Annotated in this window: 21 protein-coding genes, 2 tRNA genes, 3 other RNA genes and 1 pseudogene; 17 read left to right on the top strand and 10 right to left on the bottom strand. The window is 61.3% G+C overall.

The window, feature by feature from the left end:
- Position 1: 1 nt before the first annotated feature.
- From AWX27_RS04000 to AWX27_RS03965, 8 genes and pseudogenes are all read left to right on the top strand, one after another.
- Positions 2 to 391 (top strand): YcfL family putative periplasmic lipoprotein, encoded by a 390-nt coding sequence (locus AWX27_RS04000; RefSeq protein ID WP_060419506.1) that lies wholly within the window; start codon positions 2 to 4, stop codon positions 389 to 391.
- Positions 392 to 417: 26 nt separating this feature from the next.
- Positions 418 to 1,008 carry a penicillin-binding protein activator LpoB gene (lpoB, locus tag AWX27_RS03995; protein ID WP_049202785.1) on the top strand — a complete coding sequence of 197 codons (591 nt, stop codon included), beginning with the start codon at positions 418 to 420 and terminating at the stop codon, positions 1,006 to 1,008.
- Positions 989 to 1,855 carry a thiamine kinase gene (gene thiK / locus AWX27_RS03990; RefSeq protein ID WP_060419504.1) on the top strand — a complete coding sequence of 289 codons (867 nt, stop codon included), beginning with the start codon at positions 989 to 991 and terminating at the stop codon, positions 1,853 to 1,855. The genes lpoB and thiK overlap by 20 nt, the downstream gene beginning before the upstream one ends.
- Before the next feature lie 38 nt (positions 1,856 to 1,893).
- Positions 1,894 to 2,913: a beta-N-acetylhexosaminidase gene (nagZ, locus tag AWX27_RS03985; protein ID WP_033646434.1), complete on the top strand. Its 1,020-nt coding sequence runs from the start codon at positions 1,894 to 1,896 to the stop codon at positions 2,911 to 2,913.
- 79 nt (positions 2,914 to 2,992) lie between these two features.
- The gene (ycfP, locus tag AWX27_RS03980; RefSeq protein ID WP_033638056.1) at positions 2,993 to 3,535 is read left to right on the top strand and encodes an alpha/beta hydrolase YcfP; all 543 of its coding nucleotides are present in this window, start codon (positions 2,993 to 2,995) and stop codon (positions 3,533 to 3,535) included.
- Between the two features lie 332 nt (positions 3,536 to 3,867).
- Positions 3,868 to 5,172, top strand: a complete 1,305-nt coding sequence (locus tag AWX27_RS03975) for an NAD(P)/FAD-dependent oxidoreductase (protein ID WP_004928794.1) — start codon at positions 3,868 to 3,870, stop codon at positions 5,170 to 5,172.
- A gap of 355 nt (positions 5,173 to 5,527) precedes the next feature.
- Positions 5,528 to 6,064: a glycine zipper 2TM domain-containing protein gene (locus AWX27_RS03970; protein ID WP_168166356.1), complete on the top strand. Its 537-nt coding sequence runs from the start codon at positions 5,528 to 5,530 to the stop codon at positions 6,062 to 6,064.
- A gap of 264 nt (positions 6,065 to 6,328) precedes the next feature.
- Positions 6,329 to 6,833: pseudogene (locus AWX27_RS03965) on the top strand (Rrf2 family transcriptional regulator).
- Positions 6,834 to 6,900: 67 nt separating this feature from the next.
- Here the strand turns inward: AWX27_RS03965 and sdeB are convergent.
- Positions 6,901 to 10,044 carry a multidrug efflux RND transporter permease subunit SdeB gene (gene sdeB / locus AWX27_RS03960; protein WP_060419502.1) on the bottom strand — a complete coding sequence of 1,048 codons (3,144 nt, stop codon included), beginning with the start codon at positions 10,042 to 10,044 and terminating at the stop codon, positions 6,901 to 6,903.
- A gap of 24 nt (positions 10,045 to 10,068) precedes the next feature.
- A complete protein-coding gene (gene sdeA / locus AWX27_RS03955) occupies positions 10,069 to 11,256 on the bottom strand; it encodes a multidrug efflux RND transporter periplasmic adaptor subunit SdeA (protein WP_060419499.1) in 1,188 nt (395 codons plus the stop codon).
- 295 nt (positions 11,257 to 11,551) lie between these two features.
- Here sdeA and AWX27_RS03950 point away from each other — a divergent pair, with 295 nt between their 5' ends.
- Positions 11,552 to 11,908, top strand: a complete 357-nt coding sequence (locus AWX27_RS03950; RefSeq protein WP_004928813.1) for a helix-turn-helix domain-containing protein — start codon at positions 11,552 to 11,554, stop codon at positions 11,906 to 11,908.
- 69 nt (positions 11,909 to 11,977) lie between these two features.
- Here the strand turns inward: AWX27_RS03950 and AWX27_RS03945 are convergent, their stop codons facing one another.
- The 6 genes from AWX27_RS03945 to AWX27_RS03920 form a co-directional block, all read right to left on the bottom strand.
- Positions 11,978 to 12,673: a hypothetical protein gene (locus AWX27_RS03945; RefSeq protein WP_139159341.1), complete on the bottom strand. Its 696-nt coding sequence runs from the start codon at positions 12,671 to 12,673 to the stop codon at positions 11,978 to 11,980.
- A gap of 146 nt (positions 12,674 to 12,819) precedes the next feature.
- Positions 12,820 to 12,939: non-coding RNA, RtT sRNA (locus AWX27_RS03940), on the bottom strand.
- A 47-nt stretch (positions 12,940 to 12,986) separates the two neighbouring features.
- A non-coding RNA gene (locus AWX27_RS03935) (RtT sRNA) lies at positions 12,987 to 13,106 on the bottom strand.
- A gap of 47 nt (positions 13,107 to 13,153) precedes the next feature.
- Positions 13,154 to 13,273: non-coding RNA, RtT sRNA (locus tag AWX27_RS03930), on the bottom strand.
- A 47-nt stretch (positions 13,274 to 13,320) separates the two neighbouring features.
- Positions 13,321 to 13,410 (bottom strand) — tRNA-Ser (locus AWX27_RS03925).
- 631 nt (positions 13,411 to 14,041) lie between these two features.
- Positions 14,042 to 14,131: transfer RNA gene (locus tag AWX27_RS03920), tRNA-Ser, on the bottom strand.
- A 447-nt stretch (positions 14,132 to 14,578) separates the two neighbouring features.
- Between AWX27_RS03920 and AWX27_RS03915 the strand changes: the two genes are divergently transcribed.
- From AWX27_RS03915 to AWX27_RS03890, 6 genes are all read left to right on the top strand, one after another.
- Positions 14,579 to 16,045: a peptide MFS transporter gene (locus AWX27_RS03915; RefSeq protein WP_060419493.1), complete on the top strand. Its 1,467-nt coding sequence runs from the start codon at positions 14,579 to 14,581 to the stop codon at positions 16,043 to 16,045.
- Positions 16,046 to 16,171: 126 nt separating this feature from the next.
- Positions 16,172 to 17,113: a glyoxylate/hydroxypyruvate reductase GhrA gene (ghrA, locus tag AWX27_RS03910; RefSeq protein ID WP_060419491.1), complete on the top strand. Its 942-nt coding sequence runs from the start codon at positions 16,172 to 16,174 to the stop codon at positions 17,111 to 17,113.
- Between the two features lie 90 nt (positions 17,114 to 17,203).
- Entirely contained in the window at positions 17,204 to 17,941 is a 738-nt protein-coding gene (locus AWX27_RS03905; protein WP_049202798.1) for a phosphatase, read from the top strand.
- Positions 17,942 to 17,983: 42 nt separating this feature from the next.
- Entirely contained in the window at positions 17,984 to 18,562 is a 579-nt protein-coding gene (locus tag AWX27_RS03900) for a TorD/DmsD family molecular chaperone (RefSeq protein WP_038875853.1), read from the top strand.
- Positions 18,563 to 18,720: 158 nt separating this feature from the next.
- Entirely contained in the window at positions 18,721 to 19,374 is a 654-nt protein-coding gene (locus AWX27_RS03895; protein ID WP_060419772.1) for a tellurite resistance TerB family protein, read from the top strand.
- Between the two features lie 68 nt (positions 19,375 to 19,442).
- A complete protein-coding gene (locus AWX27_RS03890; protein ID WP_060419487.1) occupies positions 19,443 to 21,476 on the top strand; it encodes a S9 family peptidase in 2,034 nt (677 codons plus the stop codon).
- 35 nt (positions 21,477 to 21,511) lie between these two features.
- On the opposite strand, the gene exoX is transcribed toward AWX27_RS03890, so the two are convergent.
- Both exoX and AWX27_RS03880 read right to left on the bottom strand, forming a co-directional pair.
- Positions 21,512 to 22,180, bottom strand: coding sequence for an exodeoxyribonuclease X (gene exoX, locus AWX27_RS03885; RefSeq protein WP_004928833.1), 669 nt, complete (start codon positions 22,178 to 22,180; stop codon positions 21,512 to 21,514).
- A 26-nt stretch (positions 22,181 to 22,206) separates the two neighbouring features.
- On the bottom strand, positions 22,207 to 22,953 hold the full coding sequence (locus tag AWX27_RS03880) for a carbon-nitrogen hydrolase family protein (RefSeq protein ID WP_060419485.1): 747 nt from the start codon (positions 22,951 to 22,953) through the stop codon (positions 22,207 to 22,209).
- Between the two features lie 369 nt (positions 22,954 to 23,322).
- Between AWX27_RS03880 and dksA the strand changes: the two genes are divergently transcribed.
- Positions 23,323 to 23,748 (top strand): RNA polymerase-binding protein DksA, encoded by a 426-nt coding sequence (gene dksA / locus AWX27_RS03875; protein ID WP_049270193.1) that lies wholly within the window; start codon positions 23,323 to 23,325, stop codon positions 23,746 to 23,748.
- A gap of 194 nt (positions 23,749 to 23,942) precedes the next feature.
- Positions 23,943 to 24,740: prolyl aminopeptidase (pip, locus tag AWX27_RS03870; RefSeq protein ID WP_060419768.1), on the top strand; the 798-nt coding region annotated here is incomplete at its 3' end.

Here is a 24,740-nt window from a genome sequence, read left to right as displayed (position 1 = left end):
CATGCGCGGTAAAAAAACTCTGCGTGGTCTGGTGGCGTTGGCGTTGCCCGCCGCGTTGCTGATGGGGTGCAGCTCGCCGTCCGGCATCGCGGTCAATCAACGCCAAACGGTGGTGATGGATCCTTCGGTGCTGACCGCCGGCATTTTGGCCGATACGCCCTCGATTTCGAACGCCTCCGGGCGGGTGATGGCGACCTCGGTGCTCAACAACAGCCAATCGACGCCGGTCACCGTGCATTATCGTTTCTATTGGTACGACGCGCAGGGGCTGGATATTCGCCCCTTCGAGAAACCGCGCGAGATCGTCGTGGCGCCCGACTCGGACGCCAAAATCTACTCGATTAACGGCAACCTGGACGCCAAAAGCGCGCGTCTGTATCTGTACCTGTAAGCGCTTGCCAGGTTTGGAGAAAAAGCATGAAAAAGTACGTCTTAGTGGCGCTGGCCGCATTAACCCTGAGCGGCTGTCTGTCGCGTCCGCCTGAGCCGGATCAGCCGCTGCCGCCGGTCACCGTTGAGCCGGATCAACCGAAGCCGCCGGTCGAGCAGCCACAGCCGCCAACCACCGAGCCGGTGCCGCAGCCGCCGAAAATCCAGCAGCTTGACTGGCTGGGCAGCGTTCAGCCGCTGGTGGGGCAGATGCTGAAGGCCGATGGCGTCACGGCCGGCAGCGTGCTGCTGCTGGACAGCGTCAAGAACAATACCAACGGTTCGCTGCAGATGGGCAAAGCCACCGCGGCGCTGTACAAGGCGCTGGCGTCGAATTCCACCTTCAGCGTGGTGCCGGAAGCGAAGCTGACCAGCGCCCGACAAACGCTGGGCCTGTCGGCGGATGACAGCTTCGGTTCGCGCAGCAAGGCGATTGGCCTGGCGCGCATCGTCGGCGCGCAGTACGTGCTGTACAGCGACGTCAGCGGCGACGTGAAGTCGCCGGCGTTGGATATGCAGCTGATGCTGGTGCAAACCGGCGAGATCGTCTGGTCGGGCAATGGCGCCGTTAAACGCTGAGGCCGCGCTGCGACGATTGATGGAAACCAGACTGCCGGCGGTGAATACCGCCGGTTGTCATTTCAGCCCGGTGCAGGGGCTGACCGGCGAGAGCTGGCGCATCGACGGCGCGGGCATCACGCTGTTGGCGCGGCAGCACAGTGTGGAAAAACGCGCGCTGGGCGTGAGCCGCCGGCGGGAAGCGCGGGTCTTGCGCCGCTGCGCGCCGGGGCTGGGGCCACGGGTTTTCGCACAGAATAATCAGTGGCTTATCCTTGAATGGCTCGAAGGTGACGTCGTCACAGATGCCGAGTTTGCGGCGCTGAATCAGCGTGGCGAGCTGGCGGCGATGGCGGCGGAACTGCACCGGCGGCCGCTCAGCGGTTACCGACTGGATCTGCGACGGCAGTTCCGCCGCTACTGGCAGCAGCTGGATAGGCGGCGTTTAACCCCTGACTGGCTGCGCCTGCAGCGTCATTTTTTACGCAGCGCCTCGCCACGGCCGCTGCGCCTGGCGCCGCTGCACATGGACATCCATCCGGGCAATCTGCTCGCCACCGGCGAAGGGCTGCGGCTGATCGACTGGGAATATGCCGCCGACGGCGACGTGGCGCTGGATATCGCCGCGCTGTTTCGCGGCAACGGTTGGTCGGCCGGCCAGCAGCAGCGCTTTTTGCAGTACTACGCGCGCCAGGGCTATCACGACGTCGCCCGGCTGCAGGCGCAGGTGCACCGCTGGCTGCCGTGGGTCGATTATCTGATGCTGCTGTGGTTCGAAGTGCGCTGGCAGCAGAGCGGCGACGCCGAATTTTTGCGCTGGGGCGCGGCGGTGCGCCGGCGGCTTTGTTTATCACCATCCGAATTCTGAACGAACAATAATGAAGTGAGGTGCCCGTGGGCCCAGTAATGCTAGATGTCGCCGGCTACGAGCTGGATGCAGAAGAACGCGAAATTTTGAAACACCCGCTGGTTGGCGGATTGATCCTGTTTACCCGCAACTTCCACGATGCGGAGCAGCTGCGTGAGCTGGTGCGCCAGATCCGCGCCGCCTCGCACGATCGGCTGGTGGTGGCGGTGGATCAGGAGGGCGGGCGCGTACAGCGCTTCCGCGAGGGCTTCACCCGCCTGCCGGCGGCGCAGTCGTTCGCCGCGTTGCACGATGCGCAGGAAGGCGGCCGGCTGGCGCAGGAGGCCGGCTGGCTGATGGCGGCGGAAATGATCGCACAGGATATCGACATCAGTTTTGCGCCGGTGCTGGACATCGGCCACGGCAGCGCGGCGATCGGCGAGCGTTCGTTCCACAGCGATCCGCAGCAGGCGCTGGCGATGGCGGAACGCTTTATCCTCGGCATGCACAGCGCCGGCATGAAAACCACCGGCAAACACTTCCCGGGGCACGGCGCCGTCAGCGCCGATTCGCACAAGGAAACCCCGCGCGATCCGCGGCCGCTGGCGCAGATCCGCGAGCACGACATGGCGATCTTCCGCGAGCTGATCAACCGCCAGCTGTTGGACGCCGTCATGCCGGCCCACGTCATCTATACTGAAGCGGACCCGCGTCCGGCCAGCGGCTCGCCTTACTGGCTGCAGCAGATCCTGCGTCAGGAGCTGGGCTTCGACGGCGTAATTTTCTCCGACGATCTGTCGATGGAAGGCGCCGCCATTATGGGCAGCTACGCCGAGCGCGGTCAGGCGGCGCTCGATGCCGGTTGCGACATGATCCTGGTGTGCAACCACCGCGAAGGTGCGGTCAGCGTGCTGGATAACCTGTCCCCGGTCAAAGCAGAGAAGGTGAAGCGGTTATATCATCGCGGTCAGTTCACCCGTCAGGAACTGCGCGACTCCGAGCGCTGGCAGCAGGCGCACAAGGCGCTCAGCGCGCTGAGCGAACGCTGGGAGGAGCACAAGCAGCGTTCGCAAGGGTGAATCCAGGCGCCGCATCGCGGCGCAGAGCGGAAATGATGAGGGCCGCGCCCGCGGCCCTTGGCTTGTTGCGAGGATCCACATGATTATCTATTTGCACGGCTTCGATTCCACCAGTCCCGGCAATCATGAAAAGGTGTTACAGCTGCAGTTTATCGATCCGGACGTGCGCTTCATCAGCTACAGCACGCTGCATCCGCGTCACGACATGCAGCATCTGTTGAAAGAGGTGGACAAGGCGGTGCAGCAGGGCGGCGACGCGCACCCGTTGATCTGCGGGGTCGGCCTCGGCGGCTTCTGGGCGGAGCGCATCGGCTTCCTGTGCGGCATTCGCCAGGCGATGTTCAACCCCAATCTGTACCCGGAAGAGCACATGCACGGCAAGATAGACCGGCCGGAAGAGTATCGCGATATCGCCACCAAGTGCGTGGAGGATTTCCGCGAGAAAAATCGCGATCGCTGTCTGGTGGTGCTGTCGCGGCACGACGAGGTGCTGGATAACCGGCGCAGCGCCGAATTGCTGCATCACTACTACGAAATCGTCTGGGATGAACAGCAGACGCACAAGTTCAAAAACATCTCACCCCATCTGCAGCGGATCAAGGCGTTCAAGGCGCTGGGTTAACAGTTTCATAACGCCGCCGCGAGCCGCGCCCACCGTTTTGTACCGACGGAAAGTGCGGCTTTTTTGTACGCCAAGGTAAAGTTTTTCGTGGCAATCGGCAAAATTTAAAACTGTGACTCAGCGCTAACTATTTGAATCACAATCCCCAAAAAATCCCCGCGTCCAGCCTTTAACCAAAAAAATTTGATGTACGTCAATTTTGGTATGACCAAATAACCTCACATGTTATTCTGGCCTTAGAGAGCCGATTTATTTTAAGCGAACCCTATGTATTCTAAGGATATTATTTATTTACCCTGGAATAACAAATGGTTCACATTTAGGGGGTTATTTTGACAACGCCAAAGAAGAAAATCGTTATTGTTGGCGGCGGCGCCGGTGGCTTGGAGCTGGCGACCAGCCTGGGCCATAAACTTGGCCGCAAGAACAAAGCGGAGATCACGCTGGTGGATCGCAACCACAGCCATTTGTGGAAACCGCTGCTGCACGAAGTGGCGACCGGTTCCCTCGATGACGGCGTGGATGCGCTCAGCTACCTGGCGCACGCGCGCAACCACCATTTCAGCTTCCAACTGGGGTCGTTGACCAACATCAACCGCGAGACGCAAACGCTGCAGCTGGCGCAGATCTGCGACGAGCAGGGCGGCGAGCTGGTGCCGGCGCGCGAACTGCCGTACGACATCCTGGTGATGGCGCTGGGCAGCACCTCGAACGATTTCGGTACGCCGGGCGTGAAAGAGCACTGCATCTTCCTGGATAACCCGCATCAGGCGCGCCGCTTCCACAACGAAATGCTCAACCTGTTCCTGAAGTTCTCGGCGCAGCCGGGGCAAAAAGAGCGGGTCAACATCGCCATCGTCGGCGGCGGCGCCACCGGCGTTGAGCTGTCCGCCGAACTGCACAACGCGGTGAAGCAGCTGCACAGCTACGGTTTCGAAGGCCTGGACAACAGCGCATTGAACGTGACGCTGGTGGAAGCCGGCGAGCGCATTCTGCCGGCGCTGCCGCCGCGCATTTCCGCTGCGGCGCACCAGGAGCTGATCAAACTGGGCGTGCGCGTGCTGACCAACACCATGGTGACCAGCGCCGATGCCAAAGGCCTGAACACCAAAGGTGGCGAGTTCATCGACGCCGATCTGATGGTATGGGCGGCCGGCATCAAGGCGCCGGACTTCATGAAAGACATCGGCGGCCTGGAAACCAACCGCATCAACCAGCTGGTGGTGGAGCCGACGCTGCAGACCACGCGCGATCCGAACATCTTCGCCATCGGCGACTGCGCCTCCTGCCCGAAAGAGGGCGGCGGTTTCGTGCCGCCGCGCGCCCAGTCGGCGCACCAGATGGCCTCGCGCTGCGCCACCAATATCCTGGCGCTGATGAACGGCCAGACGCTGAAGCCATACGTGTATAAAGACCACGGCTCGCTGGTGTCGCTGTCGCGCTTCAGCACCGTCGGCAGCCTGATGGGCAACCTGATGCGCGGTTCGATGATGGTGGAAGGGCGCATCGCGCGCTTCGTTTACATCTCGCTGTACCGCATGCACCAGGTGGCGCTGCACGGCTACATCAAAACCGGCCTGATGATGCTGGTAGGCGGCATCAACCGGGTGATCCGCCCGCGTCTGAAAATGCACTGATCCTGCCTTCGTCGACCAACCCGCGCCGGTTCGCCCGCGCGGGTTTTTTTATGGCGGCGCGAGGCGAACGGCGGCGGTTGTTTGATTCTTCAGCATAAGCTGTCGTCGGCATGGGTAAAATTCTTAAGATTCCTCCTAAACAGCGGCGAAACGGCCGTTTTCCCGCATTTTTGGTCCCCTTGTCTTATTGCGGGCCCTCAAATCATTGTGCAGACTTTACCTCGTTTACAGACGGCGCGTCGCGCACGCCGTAAACCGGGATACCGCAAGCCGCCCATGCGCAAAATAATAAGCGCGGTGCAGCCGGTCACAGACCCCGGACAAAATGCGTGGTAACACTTTCAGGAGGTTTCCTGTGAACAAGTCAATGTTAGCCGGTGTTGGGATTGGTATCGCTGCCGCTCTGGGGATTGCCGCGGTAGCCAGCCTGGACGTCTTTTCTGCCGGTCCGCAGTACGCGCAGGTGCTCGCCGCAACGCCGATTAAAGAAACCATCAAAACGCCGCGTCAGGAATGCCGCAACGTCACCGTTACGCACCGTGCGCCGGTGCAGGATGAAAACCGCATCGCCGGTTCTGTGCTGGGCGCAGTGGCGGGCGGCGTGATCGGCCACCAGTTCGGCGGCGGTCGCGGGCGCGACGTGGCGACCGTGGTCGGCGCGCTGGGCGGCGGCTATGCCGGCAACCAGGTGCAAGGGGCGATGCAAAACAATGACGTCAGCACCAGCGTTCAGCAGCGTTGCAAAACGGTCTACGACAAGTCTCAGAAAATGCTGGGTTATGACGTGACCTACAAGATCGGTAATCAGCAGGGCAAGATCCGCATGGATCACGATCCGGGCACGCAAATCCCGTTGGATAAAAACGGCCAGCTGGTGCTGAACAGAGCCTGATCGCCACATTCGAATTAAGCCCGCGGGCAGTGTTAGTTCTGATCGTTTAACCCGGTTAAGCGAGCGGCGTTAACATTGACGCGGGTTTCTGTTTTCTGCCTGCCCAAAAATTTGCGATCGTTCTAATGTCTGCGTGCGATATCACTGGGCAAAACTTCAAAAAAGCCCCCGCGTTTGTTATATTATTGTGCAATTAAGCGGTGTGTTCGGCGCCAATCGCCGCACCGGTAAAACCCGAGTATTTCGTCTCGCAGAGATAACGACATGTTAGATTTTCGCTTTCCGACAGCGTTGCAAATGGTCCTTAGCGTCGCCGTAGCTGAGAAGCAGGGCATGCGTTCGACGAGCGCCACCCTCGCCGCCGCTCTGGAAGCCAACCCCAGTTTTATCCGCAAACTGATGGTCCCGCTGACCAAAGATGGCATCATCGTTTCCACCCTGGGCCGAAACGGCTCTATCCACCCTGGGCCGAAACGGCTCTATCCACCTTGGCCGCCCGGCGGAAGAGATCACCCTGCGGGACATCTATCTGGCGGTGATCGACGACAAGCGCATCTGGGCTTCCCGCCCTGAAGTGCCGGCCCGCTGCCTGGTGAGCGCCAACGCCTGTTGGTATTTCAAATCGGTGGTGAACGAGGCCGAGCAGGCCTCGCTTGCGGTGCTGGCCCGCCACACCGTGGCCGATTCGCTGGCCGAACTGGAGCGGGGCGACAAGCGCGTCTGCGCGGAATACGCCGCCGAGCAAGAGGCCGAAGCCGCCGATAAATAATCGCGGTTCGCATGCATAAAAAAGGTCGGGCAATAATGCCCGACCTTTTTGCATGTTAAGACGGTGATTACGCCGTCTGCGGCTGCGCTTTGCGTGCCACCAGGCGCCGGAGGGTGACGTAGAACACCGGCGTCAGGAACAGCCCGAACAGGGTGACCCCTAACATGCCGGAGAACACCGTGATGCCGGTGACGCCACGCACCTCGGCGCCGGCGCCGTGACCGAGGATCAGCGGGATGGTGCCGGCGATGAAGGCGATGGAGGTCATCACGATCGGCCGCAACCGCAGGCGACAGGCCTCCAGCGCCGCCTCGACGATGCCTTTGCCCTGCATTTCCAGCTCGCGGGCGAACTCGACGATCAGAATGGCGTTCTTGCAGGCCAGCCCCATCAGAACGACCAACCCGACCTGCACGAACACGTTGTTGTCGCCGCCGGTCAGCCACACCCCGAACAGCGCCGACAGCATGGTCATCGGCACGATCAGGATCACCGCCAGCGGCAGCGTCCAGCTCTCATACAGCGCCGCCAGCGCGAGGAACGCCAGCAGCACCGCTACCGGGAACACCACCAGCGCGGCGTTGCCCTGGGTCGATTGTTGGTAGCTCAGATCGGTCCACTGGATATTCATGCCGTTCGGCAGCAGCTTGCCGGCCATCTGCGTCAGCGCGCCCATCGCCTGGGTTGAAGAGAGCACGCGCGGATCGGCGTCGCCGATCAGGTCTGCCGCCGGGAAGCCGTTATAACGGATCACCGGATCCGGACCGTAGGTGGTGCCGATGCTGACCATGCTGCCGATCGGCACCATTTCGCCCTTGTCGTTGCGGGTGCGCAGGTTGGCGATGTCCTCCACGCTGTCGCGGAACTGGCCGTCGGCCTGCGCCATCACCTTCCAGGTGCGGCCGTAGCGGTTGAAGTCGTTGATGTAAGACGAACCGAGGTAGGTCTGCAGCGTGCTGAACAGCGCATTAAGCGGTACCCCTTGCGCCTTGGCCTTGTCGCGATCGATTTTGGCGTCCAGCTGCGGCACGTTGGCCTGATACGAGGAGATCGGGAACCCCATTCCCGGCGTTTGCATAATGGCACCGGACATGGTGTTGATCGCCGTTTGCAACGCGCCGTAGCCCAGCCCGGCACGATCCTGCACGTACAGCGAATAGCCGGAGCCCTGGCCAATGCCGAGGATCGGCGGCGGCATGATTGAGAAGGCGAAGCCTTCCTGAATCTGTGAAATGCGCGCGTTGATCTCGGCGTTGATCTGCGCCGCGGTGCGGGTACGGGTGCTCAACGACTCCAGCGCGAAGAACACCGTGCCGGTATTCGGCGTATTGGTGAACTGCAGCGCATTCAGGCCGGGGAAGGCCACCGCATCGGTGACGCCGTCCACGCTCAGGCCGATGGCGCTCATCTTGCGGATCACCGCATCGGTGCGCTCCAGCGAGGCGCCTTCCGGCATCTTAACGCCGCCGATCAGGTACAGCTTGTCCTGCGTCGGGATAAAGCCGCCGGGTACGGTCTTGAACATCACGCCGGCGGCGGCCAGCAGCAGCAGGTAGACGACGAACACCGCGCCGCGCCGGCCCAGCACGCGGGAGACGCCGCGCTGATAGCGTTGCGAGCCGCTGGCGAAGAAGCGGTTGAACGGCCGGAACAGCCAGCCGAACAGCCGGTCAATCAGGCGTGACGGCAGATCTTTCGGCGCGCCGTGCGGTTTAAGCAAGCGCGCCGCCAGCGCCGGCGACAGGGTCAGCGAGTTGATGGCGGAGATCACTGTCGAGATGGCGATGGTGACGGCGAACTGCTTGTAGAACTGGCCGGTAACGCCGGAGAGGAACGCCATCGGCACGAACACCGCACACAGCACCACGGCGATGGCGATGATCGGGCCGGAGACCTCGCGCATCGCCTGGTGCGCCGCCGCCAGCGGCGACAGCCCCTCTTCGATATTACGCTCGACGTTTTCCACCACCACGATAGCGTCATCCACCACGATGCCGATCGCCAGCACCAGCCCGAACAGGCTGAGGGTATTGAGCGAGAAGCCCAGCATATACAGCGCGGCAAAGGTGCCGACCACGGAGATCGGGACCGCCAGCAGCGGAATGATCGAGGCGCGCCAGGTCTGCAGGAACAGAATGACCACCAGCACCACCAGGATCACCGCTTCCAGCAGGGTATCCACCACCGCGCGGATCGAATCGCGCACGAACACCGTCGGATCGTAAGGCGATTTCCAGCTCATGCCGTCCGGGAAGCGGGTCGCCAGCTCGGCCATCTTGCCGCGCACTGCGTCCGACAGCTCGATGGCGTTGGCGCCCGGCGACTGGAAGATACCGATACCGACCGCATCCTTGTTATTGAGCTGGGCGCGCAGCGCGTAGCTGCCGGAGCCCATTTCGATGCGCGCCACGTCGCGCAGCCGTACGATCTCGCCGTTGTCGCCGCTCTTGAGGATGATGTTGCCGAACTCTTCTTCGGTTTGCAGGCGGCCCTGGGCGTTGATCGACAGCAGATAGTCGCTGCGCGTCGGCATCGGCTCCGCGCCGAGCTGGCCGGCGGAGACCTGCACGTTTTGTTCCTGCATGGCGCTCACCACGTCGGAGGCGGTCAGGCCACGCGCGGCGACCTTGTTCGGATCGAGCCAAATGCGCATCGCGTACTCACCGGCGCCGAAGATCTGCACCTGGCCGACGCCCGGCAGACGGGCGAGCTCATCCTTGACCTTCAGGGTGGCGTAGTTACGCAGGTACAGTGAATCGTACTTGCCGGAAGGCGAGACCAGATGCACCACCAGCGTCAGCGCCGGGGACTGCTTCTGAGTGGTGATGCCCTGGCGGCGCACGTCTTCCGGCAGGCGCGCTTCGGCCTGCGCCACGCGGTTTTGCACCTGTACCTGCGCCTGATCGGGATCGGTGCCGGGGCGGAAGGTGACGGTGGTCACCAGCACGCCGTCGGAACCGGCGACCGATTTCATGTACATCATGTTTTCGACGCCGTTGATCGCTTCTTCCAGCGGCGTGGCCACCGTTTCAGCGATCTCTTTCGGGTTGGCGCCCGGGTATTCGGCGCGCACCTGCACGCTGGGCGGCACCACGTCCGGGTACTCGCTGATCGGCAGCAGTGGGATGGCGATCGCCCCGGCGACAAAAATCAGGATCGACAGCACCGCGGCAAAGATCGGCCGGTCGATGAAAAAACGGGAAAAGTCCATGGGTCAGAAGTCTCTGCTGGGAGCTTAGTTAAGTGCGGAGGCGATAGGGTTCATGGCGACGGTTTTCGCGTCGACCGGCATGCCCGGCATAAACACTTTCTGCATGCCGTCGACGATCACCCGATCGCCGTTTGCCAACCCTTTCTGCACGATGCGTAACCCTTCGGCCATGCGGCCCACGTCGATGTCGCGGCGCTGCGCCTTGCCGTCTTTATCGACGATGTAAACGAACTTGCGGTTCTGGTCGGTCATCACCGCTTTATCGTCGATCAGCATGGCGTTGAACTCGGCGCTGCCGGGCATCTGTACCCGGGCGAATAGCCCCGGCGTGAAGCGGCGCTCGCGGTTGTCGAGCAGGGCGCGCATGCGGATGGTGCCGGTCCCGGCGTTCAGCTGGTTATCGGTGAAATCCACCAGCCCCTGATGCGGGGTGCCGTCTTCGCCCACCAGGCCGACTTTCACCGGCAGGCGCGCGTCGTGCCGGCCCTGCTGCTGATAGCGCAGGAAGGTGGCTTCATCCACGTCGAAATAGACGTAGACCTTGTCGAGCGACACCAGCGTCGTCAGCACGCTGGCGCTGTCGCCGGCGGTGACCAGGTTGCCGGCGGTGATCATTGCGCGGCTGGCGCGCCCGTCAATCGGCGCGGTAACGCGGGTAAAGTCGAGATTCAGCTGCGCCATGTCGAGCTGGGCCTGCGCTGCTAGCACGTTGCTTTGCGCCTGCGCGGCGGACGACCGGCGCTGCTCCCACACTTCCTGAGAGATGGCCTGAGTGCCGATCAGTTTCTCGGTGCGCGAGGATTCGCTGCGCGCCAGGGCGGCCTGGTTGCGAGCCCGCACCAGCTCCGCCTGCGCCTGTTCGCGTGCGGCGCGGTAGGTACGATCGTCGATGGTGAACAGCACCTGGCCTTTCTTCACCTCGTCGCCTTCGGTGTAGTTGACCCGCTCGATGTAGCCGGAGACCCGTGGGCGCAGCTGCACGCTTTGCACCGCTTCGACCCGGCCGTTGAAGGCATCCCATTGGCTGATGGGCTTGACCACCACGCTGGCGGCGCTGACCACCGGCGGCGGTGGCGGGGCGTTGTGCGCGACGCTGTTGTCGCACCCGGCGAGCAGGGTGGCCAGCAGCGCCACCCCGGAGAGCCGCTGGCCCAGAGCGACGGCGCGCGTGCGGCCGCCGGCGTTGAACGATGAGTTTGGTTGATTTGCCATTATTTTTATTCCGATAAGTAAGCGCGGTCAGGCCCCATACCCGGCCCTGTTCTCCGGGATTCGCCCCTGCGCCGGCGTGCGGCGAGGGGGCGGCTGCGTCGTACAGCGGCGCAGCGTTAGGTTTTGAAACACATTGGTGTCACATTAATGTATCAATATCGGTTACATTAATTGGGTGGAGTATAGTGGCGGCTTTCTGGTAAATGCAATAATAAAAATTGCATTTAAAGCGAAACTGTTGCAACGTATGTGCATCGGGCAGAGGGTGACCCTGCCGAATGATGGGAGCATCAGCATGAACACTACGGGCTTTATTACCGATTTGAAGGCGTGGATCGACAACAATCTGGAAGAGAAACTGGATATCAACACCGTGGCGGACCGAGCGGGCTATTCCAAATGGCATCTGCAGCGCATGTTCAAACGCCAGACCGGCTACGCGCTGGGGGAGTATATCCGCATGCAAAAACTGAAAGTGTCGGCGGAGCGCTTGGCCAACAGCGGCGAGCCTATCGTCAGCGTGGCGATTTCGCTCGGCTTCGACTCACAGCAGTCGTTCAACCGCAGCTTCAAACGCCAGTTTGGCCAAACGCCGGGCGACTGGCGCCGCGCGTTGGCACAGCCGGCGTCCATGGGGCGCACGCACCACTGAGCGGTTGGGCAGTGAGGATAAAAAAGCCTGAATTTGCGTTCGGGCTTTTTTGTCTTTACCCGTGGGGATTCAAAAGTTGTCGCAACTGCCTGACTTCGCCACCGTGTCGCTGTCGCGGCAGAATATGCGAATCGCCTCGTTGAGGGAGTTTGAACGAGAAGGCGTCCAGTAGTTTTCAATGACCAGGTAGCGAACGGTATGCTGGCGGGAGTGGAGGCCCAGGACGTTAAATATGCCTTCAATAGCGGCAAGTACAGGGTTTGACGAGTCGATTTCATAACGAATATCGACGATGGCCGCCTCCGGCGCCATCCAGGTGCGATTGGAAAGCGGCGGCACGCGAAACTTGAATGAGGAGTTCGCGGATAGGCGTTGGCCATCAAGCTCTTTAAATTCTGCGGCGGGAACATAGCTCTGGTTGCCGCCCGGCAAGGTAATCTGCCCTTTTTCATCGCGGGTGGCATACACATCCTCGGTGACTTTGTAGATCACTTGCTGGACGTCGGGGGGAATGATGCGGAAGGATTTTACGGTACGATCCGAAGGCGTGTCGTTTGTCAGTTGGAACTCATAGGCTCTTCCGACGGATTGAACGAAAGCTAATGAAACGCTGCCGGCGAAGTACTGATAGGCGGCGCCCAATATCGCCACGAGAATCCCCGATCCTACCAAAAATGCCGATATTTTCGCCAAACGGTTATTCGATTTTTCTTTAACGGGGCCTGTCTTTGGCCGCGGGGCATTGCCTTTCTTCTTACGCGCCACGTTTCTCCCTTGCATTACGCATTGGCCTATCTTTATGAGGGCATTATGGTCGACAGCTTATGCCGCTGTCGAGGGGCTCCCTCCCGGTCGGTGCGTTATGCAAACAAAAAAGCCTGAACTTTCGCTCAGGCTTTCTCGTTAGAATATGGCGGTGAGGGAGGGATAGATTCGCTGCGCTCACCCTGCGGGCCGCCGTTGGCGGTCCAAAACGCGGGCGTTTTGTCGAACCCTGTCGAGGGTTCTCACCCTCCCGGTCGGTGCGCTATGCAAACAAAAAAGCCCGAACTTTCGCTCAGGCTTTCTCGTTAGAATATGGCGGTGAGGGAGGGATAGATTCGCTGCGCTCACCCTGCGGGCCGCCGTTGGCGGTCCAAAACGCAAGCGTTCTGTCGAACCCTGTCGAGGGTTCTCACCCTCCCGGTCGGTGCGCCATGCATACAAAAAAGCCCGAACTTTCGCTCAGGCGTTCTCGTTAGAATATGGCGGTGAGGGAGGGATAGATTCGCTGCGCTCACCCTGCGGGCCGCCGTTGGCGGTCCAAAACGCGGGCGTTTTGTCGAACCCTGTCGAGGGTTCTCACCCTCCCGGTCGGTGCGCTATGCAAACAAAAAAGCCCGAACTTTCGCTCAGGCTTTCTCGTTAGAATATGGCGGTGAGGGAGGGATTCGAACCCTCGATACACTTTCGCGTATACACACTTTCCAGGCGTGCTCCTTCAGCCACTCGGACACCTCACCATATTTTTTTGTTGCGAAATCATCGCTGCAACGGGGCGCTACTATAGGGAGTGGGGCCGATCCGGTCAAGAATAATTTCTGTGTTTTTGTTCGTCCGCTCAAGCCGTGCGCACTTTGCTGAAAACTGCGGCGAACGGCAGGGCAGATGTCATGAATGGGCGAGAAAATTAGCGGTAAGGTTCGTGGATAACCGGCGGAAATGGGGATCACTGTCGCAGAGGGGGAAAGATGCTCGCCCCTCTCGGCGGTGCACCATGCAAAAAAAAAGCCTGGACGTGAATCCAGGCTTTCTCTTTGAATTTGGCGGTGAGAGAGGGCTTGATTCGCTGCGCTCACCCTGCGGGCCGCCGTTGGCGGTCCAAAACGCAGGCGTTTTGTCGAACCCTGTCGAGGCTTCTCGCCCCTCTCGGCGGTGCACCATGCAAAAAAAAGCCTGGACGCGAATCCAGGCTTTCTTTTTAAATTTGGCGGTGAGAGAGGGCTTGATTCGCTGCGCTCACCCTGCGGGCCGCCGTTGGCGGTCCAAAACGCAGGCGTTTTGTCGAACCCTGTCGAGGCTTCTCGCCCCTCTCGGCGGTGCACCATGCAAAAAAAAAAGCCTGGACGCGAATCCAGGCTTTCTTTTTAAATTTGGCGGTGAGAGAGGGGTTCGAACCCTCGATACACTTTCGCGTATACACACTTTCCAGGCGTGCTCCTTCAGCCACTCAGACACCTCACCGTTTTGTTGTCGAAAACGCGTTGCGCTGTCGACGGGCGCTAATGTAGGAGAATCTGATCTCAGCGTCAACCCTCTTATTTCATTCTCATGACTGTTTAGCCAAACTTGCAGCAATTTGCTGATTTACCGAACGATATTCCCACTCGCGGCCACCGGCGGGCAGGGCAGGCAGCGGTTGGAATCCATGAAAGACGATTGTTTGACCTTTTTCTATACAGTTAGCTCAATATGTCGCCAATGAGATTGGGTTGTTTGCTGTTATATGCATTAATACTGGATTATTAGTCAGATGTGTCGCTAAATGGAATCATGTCGGCGCGGCGTTTTTGGCAAGGAACATCACGACGCCGCGCAGATTGCCGGGTGACAGGCCGGCGATATCGCAGACAGGGACAGACTCATTACATAATAATGCAGTAGAGGTTCGTTTTGACTCCTTCAGATGCCATGCCGGCGCCGCAAGCGCGCCATGCCATTCCCCCCGGTGCGGGGGCACTGTTCTTCATCCAGATCTTCGCCACGCTCGGCTTCGCCGTGCTTTACTCTACGCTGGTGCTGTACGCCACCAAGCGGCTGGGCTTTAACGAAAGCAGCGCCAACGCCATGATGGGCGTATTCGGCGCCTTCAACTATGGCCTGCACATGTTCGGCGGTTACCTCGGCGGCCGATTCCTCAGCAACCGCAACCTGTTCGTGCTCGGCATGGTGCTGCAGGTGATCGGCTGCGCGCTGATTGCCGTCGCGGGCGTGTGGGGGCTGTACTGGGGGCTGGCGATGTTCCTGACCGGCAGCGGCCTCAACGTTACCTGCATCAATATGATGCTCACCCAGCGTTTCAAGCCGGACGATGATCGGCGCGAATCGGCGTTCCTGTGGAACTACGCCGGTATGAACCTCGGGTTCTTCGTCGGCTTTACCGTCGCCGGGTATTTCCAACTGACGGAAAACTACCGCGCGCTGTTCCTGTTCGCCACGCTGGGCAACGCGGCGGCGATCATCGTCGCCGTCTGCCGCTGGCGCATTCTGGCGGATCTCAATACCCCGCTGCACGACGCCACCCGCAGCCAATACCGTTGGCGCATGCTGGTCGGGCTGGCGGTGCTGGTGGCGCTGGTGCCGATTATCCGCGTGATGCTGACCCATGCCGAGTTCAGCGGCCACTTCGTGATCGTGCTCGGCGCGCTGATCTTCCTGATGCTGTGCGTGGTGACCCTGCGCCACCATCCGCGCGATGAGCGCCGCAGAATGGCGGCCTATCTGATCCTGGCGCTGGGCTCGCTGGTGTTTTGGGCGCTGTACCAGCTGGCGCCGATGGGGCTGATGCTGTTCTCCGAGCACAACATCAACCTGAACGTTTACGGCATTCAGGTGGCGCCGCAGTGGATCCAGAACATCAACACGCTGGTGATCGTGGTGGGCGGCCCGCTGCTGGCCTGGTGGTTCAACCGCCTGCGCGCTCGCGGTTGCAACATCGACATTCCGCTGCAGTTCTCCGGATCGCTGTTCTGCATCGGCTTGGGCATGCTGGTGCTGCCGCTGGGTATCAGCATGGCGGGCGGCGACGGGCTGGTGGCGTTTAAATGGATCGTTATCAGCTATGTGCTGCAAAGCGTCGGTGAATTGATGATCTCGCCGATCGGCTACGCGATGATCGGCAAGCTGGCGCCGCCGCGCTATCAGGGCGTGATGATGGGCTGCTGGATGATGGTGACCGGCGTCGCCTCGGTGCTGGCGGGCTACGTCTCCGGCCTGATGCCGGAAAACAGCGGCAGCACGCCGCTGCAAACCAACCCCGGCTACAGCGAAATCTTCAGCGCGCTGGGCTGGGGAGCGACGGGCGTCGGCGTAGCGATGCTGATTTTAATTCCGCTGCTGCGGCGCCTTATCCGGCGCGACGGCCCGTCCGCCGCCTGATTCGCTAACATGCACAACAGCCCCACTGGTCGGGGCTGTTTTTATTTTGGGCTTTAACGCTTGCATCCGGCGGCGAATCGCGAAAGGCTGGAGGAAAACCAATAAAAACAAACGGGAGCCCGCAGTATGAACATCATTTATTACCACCCCTTGTTTAACGCCCAGGAATGGCTGGCCGGCATCAAGCAGCGCCTGCCGCAGGCCGAGATCCGCGAGTGGCAGCGCGGCGACGAGCGGCCGGCCGATTACGCGCTGGTGTGGCGCCCGCCGCACGAAATGCTGGCCAACCGCCGCGATCTGAAAGCGGTGTTCGCCCTCGGCGCCGGCGTTGACGCGATCCTCGATCAGGAGCGCAAACACCCCGGCACGCTGCCCGCCGGCGTGCCGCTGCTGCGGCTGGAGGATACCGGCATGGCGCAGCAGATGCAGGAATATGCGTTGAGCTATGTGCTGCGCTATTTCCGTCGTTTCGACGAGTATCAGGCGCTGCAGCAGCGGCAGGAGTGGCAGCCGCTCGATCCGCACTCGCTGGATGATTTCACCATCGGCATTCTCGGCGCCGGCGTGCTGGGGCAGAGCGTGGCGCGCAAACTGACCGAGTTTGGCTTTAGCGTGCGCTGCTGGAGCCGCAGCGCCAAACAGATCGATGGCGTGCAAAGCTTCGCCGGGGAGGCGCAGCGCGCGGCCTTCCTCGACGGCGTCAAATTGGTGATCAACCTGCTGCCCAATACGCCAGAGACCGTCGGCATCCTCAACCGCGAGCTGTTCGCGCAGTTGAGCACGGGCGCCTATCTCATCAACATCGCGCGCGGCGCGCATCTGGTGGAGGCCGATCTGCTGGCAGCGCTGGAGCAGGGGCAACTGGCCGCCGCCACGCTGGACGTGTTCGCCCGCGAGCCGCTGCCGCAGGATCACCCGTTCTGGCGTCATCCGCGTGTCACCATTACCCCGCATATTGCTGCCATCACGTTGCCGCAGCAGGCGATGGATCAGATCGCCGCCAACATTCGCGCGCTGGAGGCGGGGCATGCCCCGGCCGGCGTGGTAGACAGGCAGCGGGGTTACTGATCCTTCAGCCGCCGTTCGGTAACTGATAAGCTGTTATCGTCATCGCGCCTGTCCGTACCTTTGCGGGCGGGCCCTCTGGAAGGAGAAACAATGTACCCCGTTGATTTGCATATGCACACCGTCGCCAGCACCCACGCCTACAGCACGCTGCACGATTACATCGCCGAAGCCCAGCAGAAGGGCATCAAGCTGTTCGCCATCACCGATCACGGCCCGGACATGGCCGATGCGCCTCACTACTGGCACTTTATGAACATGCACGTGTGGCCGCGCCTGGTGAACGGCGTGGGCATCTTGCGCGGCATCGAAGCCAACATCAAAAACCTGCAGGGCGACATCGACTGCACCGGCCCGATGTTGACCGCTACCGACGTAATCATCGCCGGTTTCCATGAGCCGGTGTTTGCGCCGCAGGATAAAGCGTCCAATACTGAAGCGATGATCGCCGCAATGGCGCAGGGGGACGTGCATATCATCAGCCACCCCGGCAACCCGCGCTACCCGATCGACATTCCCGCCGTCGCGGCGGCGGCGGCTAAATACGAGGTGGCGCTGGAGCTGAATAACTCGTCGTTCACCCACTCCCGTAAGGGCAGCGAGGCCAACTGCCGGGCGATCGCCGCCGCGGTGCGCGATGCCGGCGGCTGGCTGGCGCTGGGCTCGGATTCGCACGTCGCCTTTTCGCTGGGTAACTTTGAGCACTGCGAGCGCATTATCGAAGAGGTGGGCTTCCCGCAGGAGCGCATTCTCAACGTCAGCCCGCGCCGGTTGCTGGACTTTCTCGAGCGGCGCGGCAAGCCGGCGATTGCGGAATTGGCCGATTTGTGACATCGTCCCGGCAAAATTTTCCGTATTGTATAAGGCATTATCATGAATGAGTTTTCCATTGTCTGCCGCGTGCTGGGTACGCTGTTCTACCGTCAGCCGCAGGATCCGCTGCTGGTGCCGCTGTTCGCGCTGATCAAAGAGGGCAAGCTGCAGCAACATTGGCCGCTGGAGCAGGATGACCTGTTGAAGCGCCTGCAGCAGGGCTGCGACGTCAACCAGCTGGCGACCGACTTCAACGCGATGTTCGTCGGCAGCGAATGCAGCGTGTCGCCGTTCCGCTCCGACTACGTCGAAGGCGCCAGCGAAGCGGAAGTACGCACCTTCCTGCAGCAGCGCGGCATGCCGCTGGCGGAGGCGCCGGCCGACCATTTCGGCCAGCTGCTGCTGGCAGCGTCCTGGCTGGAAGATCAGTCGCAGGAAGATGAAGCGCAGGCGCAGATCGCCCTGTTCGACGAGTTCCTGCTGCCATGGTGCGGCCGCTTCCTCGGCAAAGTGGAAGCGCACGCCACCACCGCTTTCTACCGCACGCTGGCGCTGATGACCCGCGACGCCATCCAGGCGATGCGCGACGAACTGGCGGAGTACGAGCAGGACGACGAAGCGGGCGACGAAGAAGCGTAACGCTGCAGCTCATCCCGGCGGGCCGCCCGGCCCGCCGATCCGCTAAACACAGGTTTGCATCCCCCAGACGTAAATTGACAAAAGATCCCCTAATCTGGCGGTTTACCGTCGGTTCGGCCGCGCCTGCGCGCCGCGCTTTTTCACGCAAGGGGTAGATGATGAAAAGTAACTGGATGCAGCAGATTCAAACGTTGATCGGGCAGAAGGCCGGCGCGATGGGCGGAGCAGAAAGCATCGGCAAGCTGCTGGCGCCCACGGCGCTGGGCGGCCTGGTCGGCGTGCTGTTGGCCAACAAATCCTCGCGCAAGCTGGTGGGCAAGTTCGGCAAGAATGCGCTGATTGTCGGCGGCAGCGCGGCGGTGGGCGCGGTGTTGTGGAACAAGTACAAGCAGCGGGTGAAGGAGACCCATCAGGGCGAACCGCAGTTCGGTTTGCAAACCACCCCGGTGGATCTGCGCGCCAAACGCCTGGTGCAGGCGCTGGTGTTCGCCGCCAAGAGCGACGGCCATATCGATGCCGACGAGCAGCGCGCCATCGATCACAGCCTGGCGCAGCTGCAGGTGGGGGAGGAGGCGCAGAGCTGGGTGCAGGAAGCGCTCGATCAGCCGCTCAACCCGGAATTGATCGCCCGCAGCGTGCAAAACGAAGACGAGGCGCTGGAGGTTTACTATCTGAGCTGCCTGGTGATCGACGTCGACCACTTTATGGAGCGCGGCTACCTCGATGCGCTGGCGCAGGCGCTGAAGATCCCGGCGGACGTCAAGCAGGGCATCGAGAGCGACGTCAACGAGAAAAAACGCGAGCTGGCATAGCGCCGCTTGGCAAGCCGGGGGGAATCGTGTCACTCTTGCCGCAATCTATGTAAGCGGATGATTTAGCAATGATGACCCCACCGAAAGCGGAAAAACGCCCTTATCCCATCACCATCCACGGCGACACGCGCGTGGATGACTATTACTGGCTGCGCGACGACGAGCGCGCAGACCGCCAGGTGCTGGACTACCTGCAGGCGGAGAACGCCTACACCGATGCGATGCTGAAACCGCAGCAGGCGCTGCGCGAAACTCTGTACGAAGAGATGGTGGCGCGCATTCCGCAGCAGGAACATTCGGTGCCTTACGTGCGCCACGGCTATCGCTATCAGACGCGCTATGAGCCGGGCAACGAATACGCGATTTCCGTGCGCCAGCCGCAGGCCGAGAGCGAGCACTGGGAGGTGCTTATCGACGGCAATCAGCGCGCCGAGAACCACGAGTTTTACACCCTGGGCGGGCTGGACGTCAGCCCCGACAACCAGCGGCTGGGGGTGGCGGAGGATTTCCTGTCGCGCCGCCAGTATGACATTCGCTTCAAGAACCTGGCCGACGGCAGCTGGGCGGACGAAGTGCTGGAGAACACCTCCGGCAGCTTCGAGTGGGCCAACGACTCCTCGACGGTGTACTACGTGCGCAAGCACGCCAAGACGCTGTTGCCGTATCAGGTCTATCGCCACGTGGTGGGCAGCGATCCGCAGCAGGACGAGCTGATTTACGAAGAGCGGGACGATACTTTCTACGTCGGGCTGGAGAAGACCACCTCTGAGCGCTTTATCCTGATCCACCTGAGCAGCACCACCACCTCGGAGATCCTGCTGCTGGACGCCGATCGTGCGGACGCCAAGCCGCAGCTGTTCGTGCCGCGCCGCAAGGATCATGAGTACGCCATCGATCACTATCACCAGCATTTCTACATTCGCTCCAACAAGGACGGCAAGAACTTCGGCCTGTACCAAAGCGAACAGGCGGACGAAGCGCAGTGGCAGACGCTGATCGCCCCGCGCGCCGACGTGATGCTGGAGGGCTTCAGCCTGTTCCGCGACTGGCTGGTGGTGGAGGAGCGCAGCGCCGGCCTGACGCTGCTGCGCCAGATCCACTGGCAGACTGGCGAAGAGAAGCGCATCGCCTTCGACGATCCGACCTACACCACCTGGCTGGCGTATAACCCGGATCCGGAGACCGCGCTGCTGCGCTACGGCTATTCGTCGATGACCACCCCGACCACGCTGTACGAGCTGAACATGGACAGCGGCGAGCGGACGATGCTCAAACAGCAGGAAGTGAAGAACTTCACGCCGGAAAACTACCGCAGCGAGCGAGTGTGGGTGAAGGCGCGCGACGGCGTCGAGGTGCCGGTCTCGCTGGTGTATCGCCAGGACCGCTTCCAGCGCGGCGCCAACCCGCTGATGGTGTACGGCTACGGCTCCTACGGCAGCAGCATGGATCCGGCGTTCAGCGCCAGCCGCCTGAGCCTGCTCGATCGCGGCTTCGTGTTCGTGCTGGCGCACATTCGCGGCGGCGGCGAGCTGGGGCAGCTGTGGTATGAAGACGGCAAGCTGTTCAACAAGCAGAACACCTTCAACGATTTTATCGACGTGACTGAAACGCTGGTCGCCCAGGGGTACGGCGACGGCAAGCGGGTGTTCGCCATGGGCGGCAGCGCCGGCGGCCTGCTGATGGGGGCGGTGATCAACCAGGCGCCGCAGCTGTTCCACGGCGTGGTGGCGCAGGTGCCGTTCGTCGACGTGGTGACCACCATGTTGGACGAGTCGATCCCGCTGACCACCGGCGAATACGACGAGTGGGGCAACCCGAACGAGCAGGCCTATTACGACTACATCAAGCAGTACAGCCCGTACGATCAGGTGAAGGCGCAGGCATACCCGCATCTGCTGGTGACCACCGGCCTGCACGATTCGCAGGTGCAGTATTGGGAGCCGGCCAAGTGGGTGGCCAAGCTGCGCGAGCTGAAAACCGACGATCGGCAGCTGCTGCTGTATACCGACATGGATGCCGGCCACGGCGGCAAGTCCGGGCGCTTCAAGGCCTATGAGGATATTGCGCTGGAGTACGCCTTTATTCTGGCGCTGGCGGAGTAACGGTATTCGGCGGGCGGCCTGCGCCGCCCGCCGTGTTAGCCAATCAGATAGTATTTCAGCGTGTGCTTCATGTCCGGGCTCAGATCGTCGATGGATTTCAGCATCCAGCGCAGATAGCCGGGATCTTCCTGGGCGATGCGATCGATCTCCTGCCCGCGATACTTGCCGAATTTGAACTTCTTCAGCAGCACCGGTTGTTCGGTGATCTGCACCATTTGCTCCGGCGTCCAGCCCGAATCCTTGATGATGCGTTGCAGCAGCGCGGCGGTGACGTAGCAGTCATACAGCGCGCGGTGCGGGTACAGCGTGGCGTCTGCCGGTAGCTGCACGTCCAGGTTCAGCGCATAGCGCAGATACTGATTGCCGTACTTGATGTCCGGATACAGCGTGCGCGCCAGCTTGAGGGTACAGATCCAGGCGCCGTTCATCTCCGGCAGCACGCCGCGATCGAAAGCGGCGTTGTGCGCCACGTAGTAGGGGCTGCCCTGATAGCGGCCGATCGCCACCGCGATGCGCGGTTTGCCTTCCACCATTTGCTCGGTGATGTGATGAATCGCCATCGCGTCGAGACTGATGGGGCGATCCGGGCTGACCAGATCGCTCATCGGGTTGGTCAATTGACCGTCGAGCAGATCGAGGGAGGCCACTTCCACCACGCCGCCGTCCAGCCCGCAGGTCTCGGTATCTATTACGCGTAACGTCATGTTTTCCTCCACGTTGCCGTCAGCCCTCAGCTTAACCGGCACAGGCGGCCGTGCCAACCGTCGGAAGTCTTGTCGGCGATGATCAGACTTGAGGCGTCATCCGGCGCGGCAACCAGGAGCTCTCCCATGTTATCCCAGATGGCGCTGCGGCCTGCCGGGATCCAGCCACCGGTCGGTGCCGCATGGTTGGCCATCAACGTGACCATACCGTAACGCCGAGCATAGTCTGCCAGCGCGGCGCTGTCTTTCGCGTAACCGGCTTCAGATACCAGGACGCCGGCGGCATAAATGTGCGCACCCGCCCGTGCGGCGGCGCTCGCGTGGCCGGGCTCCGAAGTATCGGCACAGATAGCTAGCGCGATGTTGTGGTGATGGAGTTCCAGCAACGAGCCGCCCTCACCGGGCGAGAAGTATTGCTGTTCCGCGCCGTGCAGATGCTGTTTGGTATAGGTAGTCAATGCGCCGTTGGGGTGAAAGATCAAGGCGGCGATATGCAATGCCGGGCCACTGCGCAAAGGCGCGCCGACGATGATCGTCATCTGCCGTGATTGAGCCACTGCACTGAGCGGCAGCAGGCGAGGATCGTCCAGAGTCAGCGCCAACTCGGGGGCGTAGGCGAGCTCATAGCCGCTCAGCGACAGCTCGGGAAAAACCAGCAGCTGCACCTGCCGATCGGCTGCCTGCGCAACAAATTCAAGGTGACGTTCAAGGTTGCAGGCGATATTGGCCGCCGCAGCGGGGTATTGGGCGGCGGCAAGGGTGATGCAGGACATCGGCCATCTCTCCAGTGAGGCAATAAAAAACCCGCCTTGGCGGGTTTAATGACGGATGGAAGGACGCTTACTCACCAGACGGATGCGCTTTTTTGGCGCGTTTCTCCGCACGTTTCTCAGCTGGGGTTTTCAACGGCTTCTTCTTCGCATTCTTTTTGCTATCCATTCCCTTACTCATGATGGCCTCTCGTTACCTATGATTGGGTGGCTTGCTCAGCTATTAACCGCCTAAAGCCAAGAGGATGCAAGCGGCAAAGTGCAGGTTTAGGTTAACCGGCTGTTTGTGCATGAAATTTTGTTTTTGGATGACCGGGTGCTAAAAATAAATATTATGTTATAATGTTACACTTTTGGTGTTGGGAGAGCGCAATGACAGTCATGACGTTACCGGATGCGCAGCAACTGCTGGCCATGCCGGATTCTGATTATATGAACTCGGTTCAACGGGCGTTTTTCCGCCAACGGTTGCAGGACGAGCGGCAAAAGCTGCTGCTGCACATCGATGAGCTGAAAAAAGAGATCGACGGCGGCGAAGCGACGGGCGATGAAGCCGACAAGGCGGCGCGCGAAGAGGATCTGCGCCTGCTGTTCCGCCAGTTGGATCGCGAAAGCCGCCTGCTGCCGAAAATCGATGCGGCGCTGGCGCGATTGCAGAACGGCGAGTACGGCTACTGCCGGGAAACCGGCGAACCTATCGGGCTGGCGCGTCTGCTGCTGCGCCCGACGGCGGAGCTGAGCATCGAGGCGAAAACCGCACAGGAGATGCGTGAGCCGCATATGCGCAAAGGTGGCTAATTGAATCCCACCGGGGGGCGATCTCGCCCCTCAACCGATCGGACCTGTGGGCATTTTGCAGGCAGGTCGTTGTGATTTTGAGCAAACGCGCGCCGAGTTCTCGGTGCGCGTTCGAGTTTTCGGGTTTTACCGTTGACCTGCCGGGCGGCTTCCGCTTTGATGAAAGCATGACTCACAGAGAGACGGAAAGCGCCATGGAACAATTACGAGGTTTGTACCCGCCGTTAGCAGCATACGACAGCGGTTGGCTGGACACTGGGGATGGCCACCGGATCTACTGGGAGCTGAGCGGCAACCCGAACGGTAAACCGGCGGTCTTCATTCACGGCGGGCCGGGTGGCGGCATCTCCCCGCATCATCGTCAGCTGTTCGATCCGGAACGCTACAAGGTGCTGCTGTTCGATCAGCGCGGTTGTGGCCGCTCCCGTCCGCACGCCAGCCTGGACAACAACACCACCTGGCATTTGGTGGCCGATATCGAGCGGCTGCGCGACATGGCCGGCGTCGACCAATGGCTGGTGTTCGGCGGTTCCTGGGGATCGACGCTGGCGCTCGCCTATGCGCAGACTCACCCGGAGCGCGTCAGTGAAATGGTGTTGCGCGGCATCTTCACCCTGCGCAAGCAGGAACTGCATTGGTATTACCAGGACGGCGCGTCACGCTTCTTCCCGGACAAATGGGCGCGCGTGCTGTCCATTCTGTCGGATGACGAGCGTAAAGACGTGATCGCCGCCTACCGGCAGCGGCTGACTTCGGCCGATCCGCAGGTGCAGCTCGAAGCGGCCAAGCTGTGGAGCGTGTGGGAAGGGGAGACGGTGACGCTGTTGCCGAGCCGCGAATCCGCTTCGTTCGGCGAGGATGATTTCGCGCTGGCGTTCGCCCGCATTGAAAACCACTATTTCACCCATCTGGGTTTCCTGGAGAGCGACGACCAGCTGCTGCGCAACGTGCCGCTGATCCGCCATATTCCGGCGGTGATCGTCCACGGCCGC

The organism is Serratia sp. 2880STDY5682894 (assembly GCF_001537385.1).
In the GTDB taxonomy this organism is placed as follows: domain Bacteria; phylum Pseudomonadota; class Gammaproteobacteria; order Enterobacterales; family Enterobacteriaceae; genus Serratia; species Serratia nevei.
This window is presented reverse-complemented; position numbering and strand designations above follow the sequence as displayed.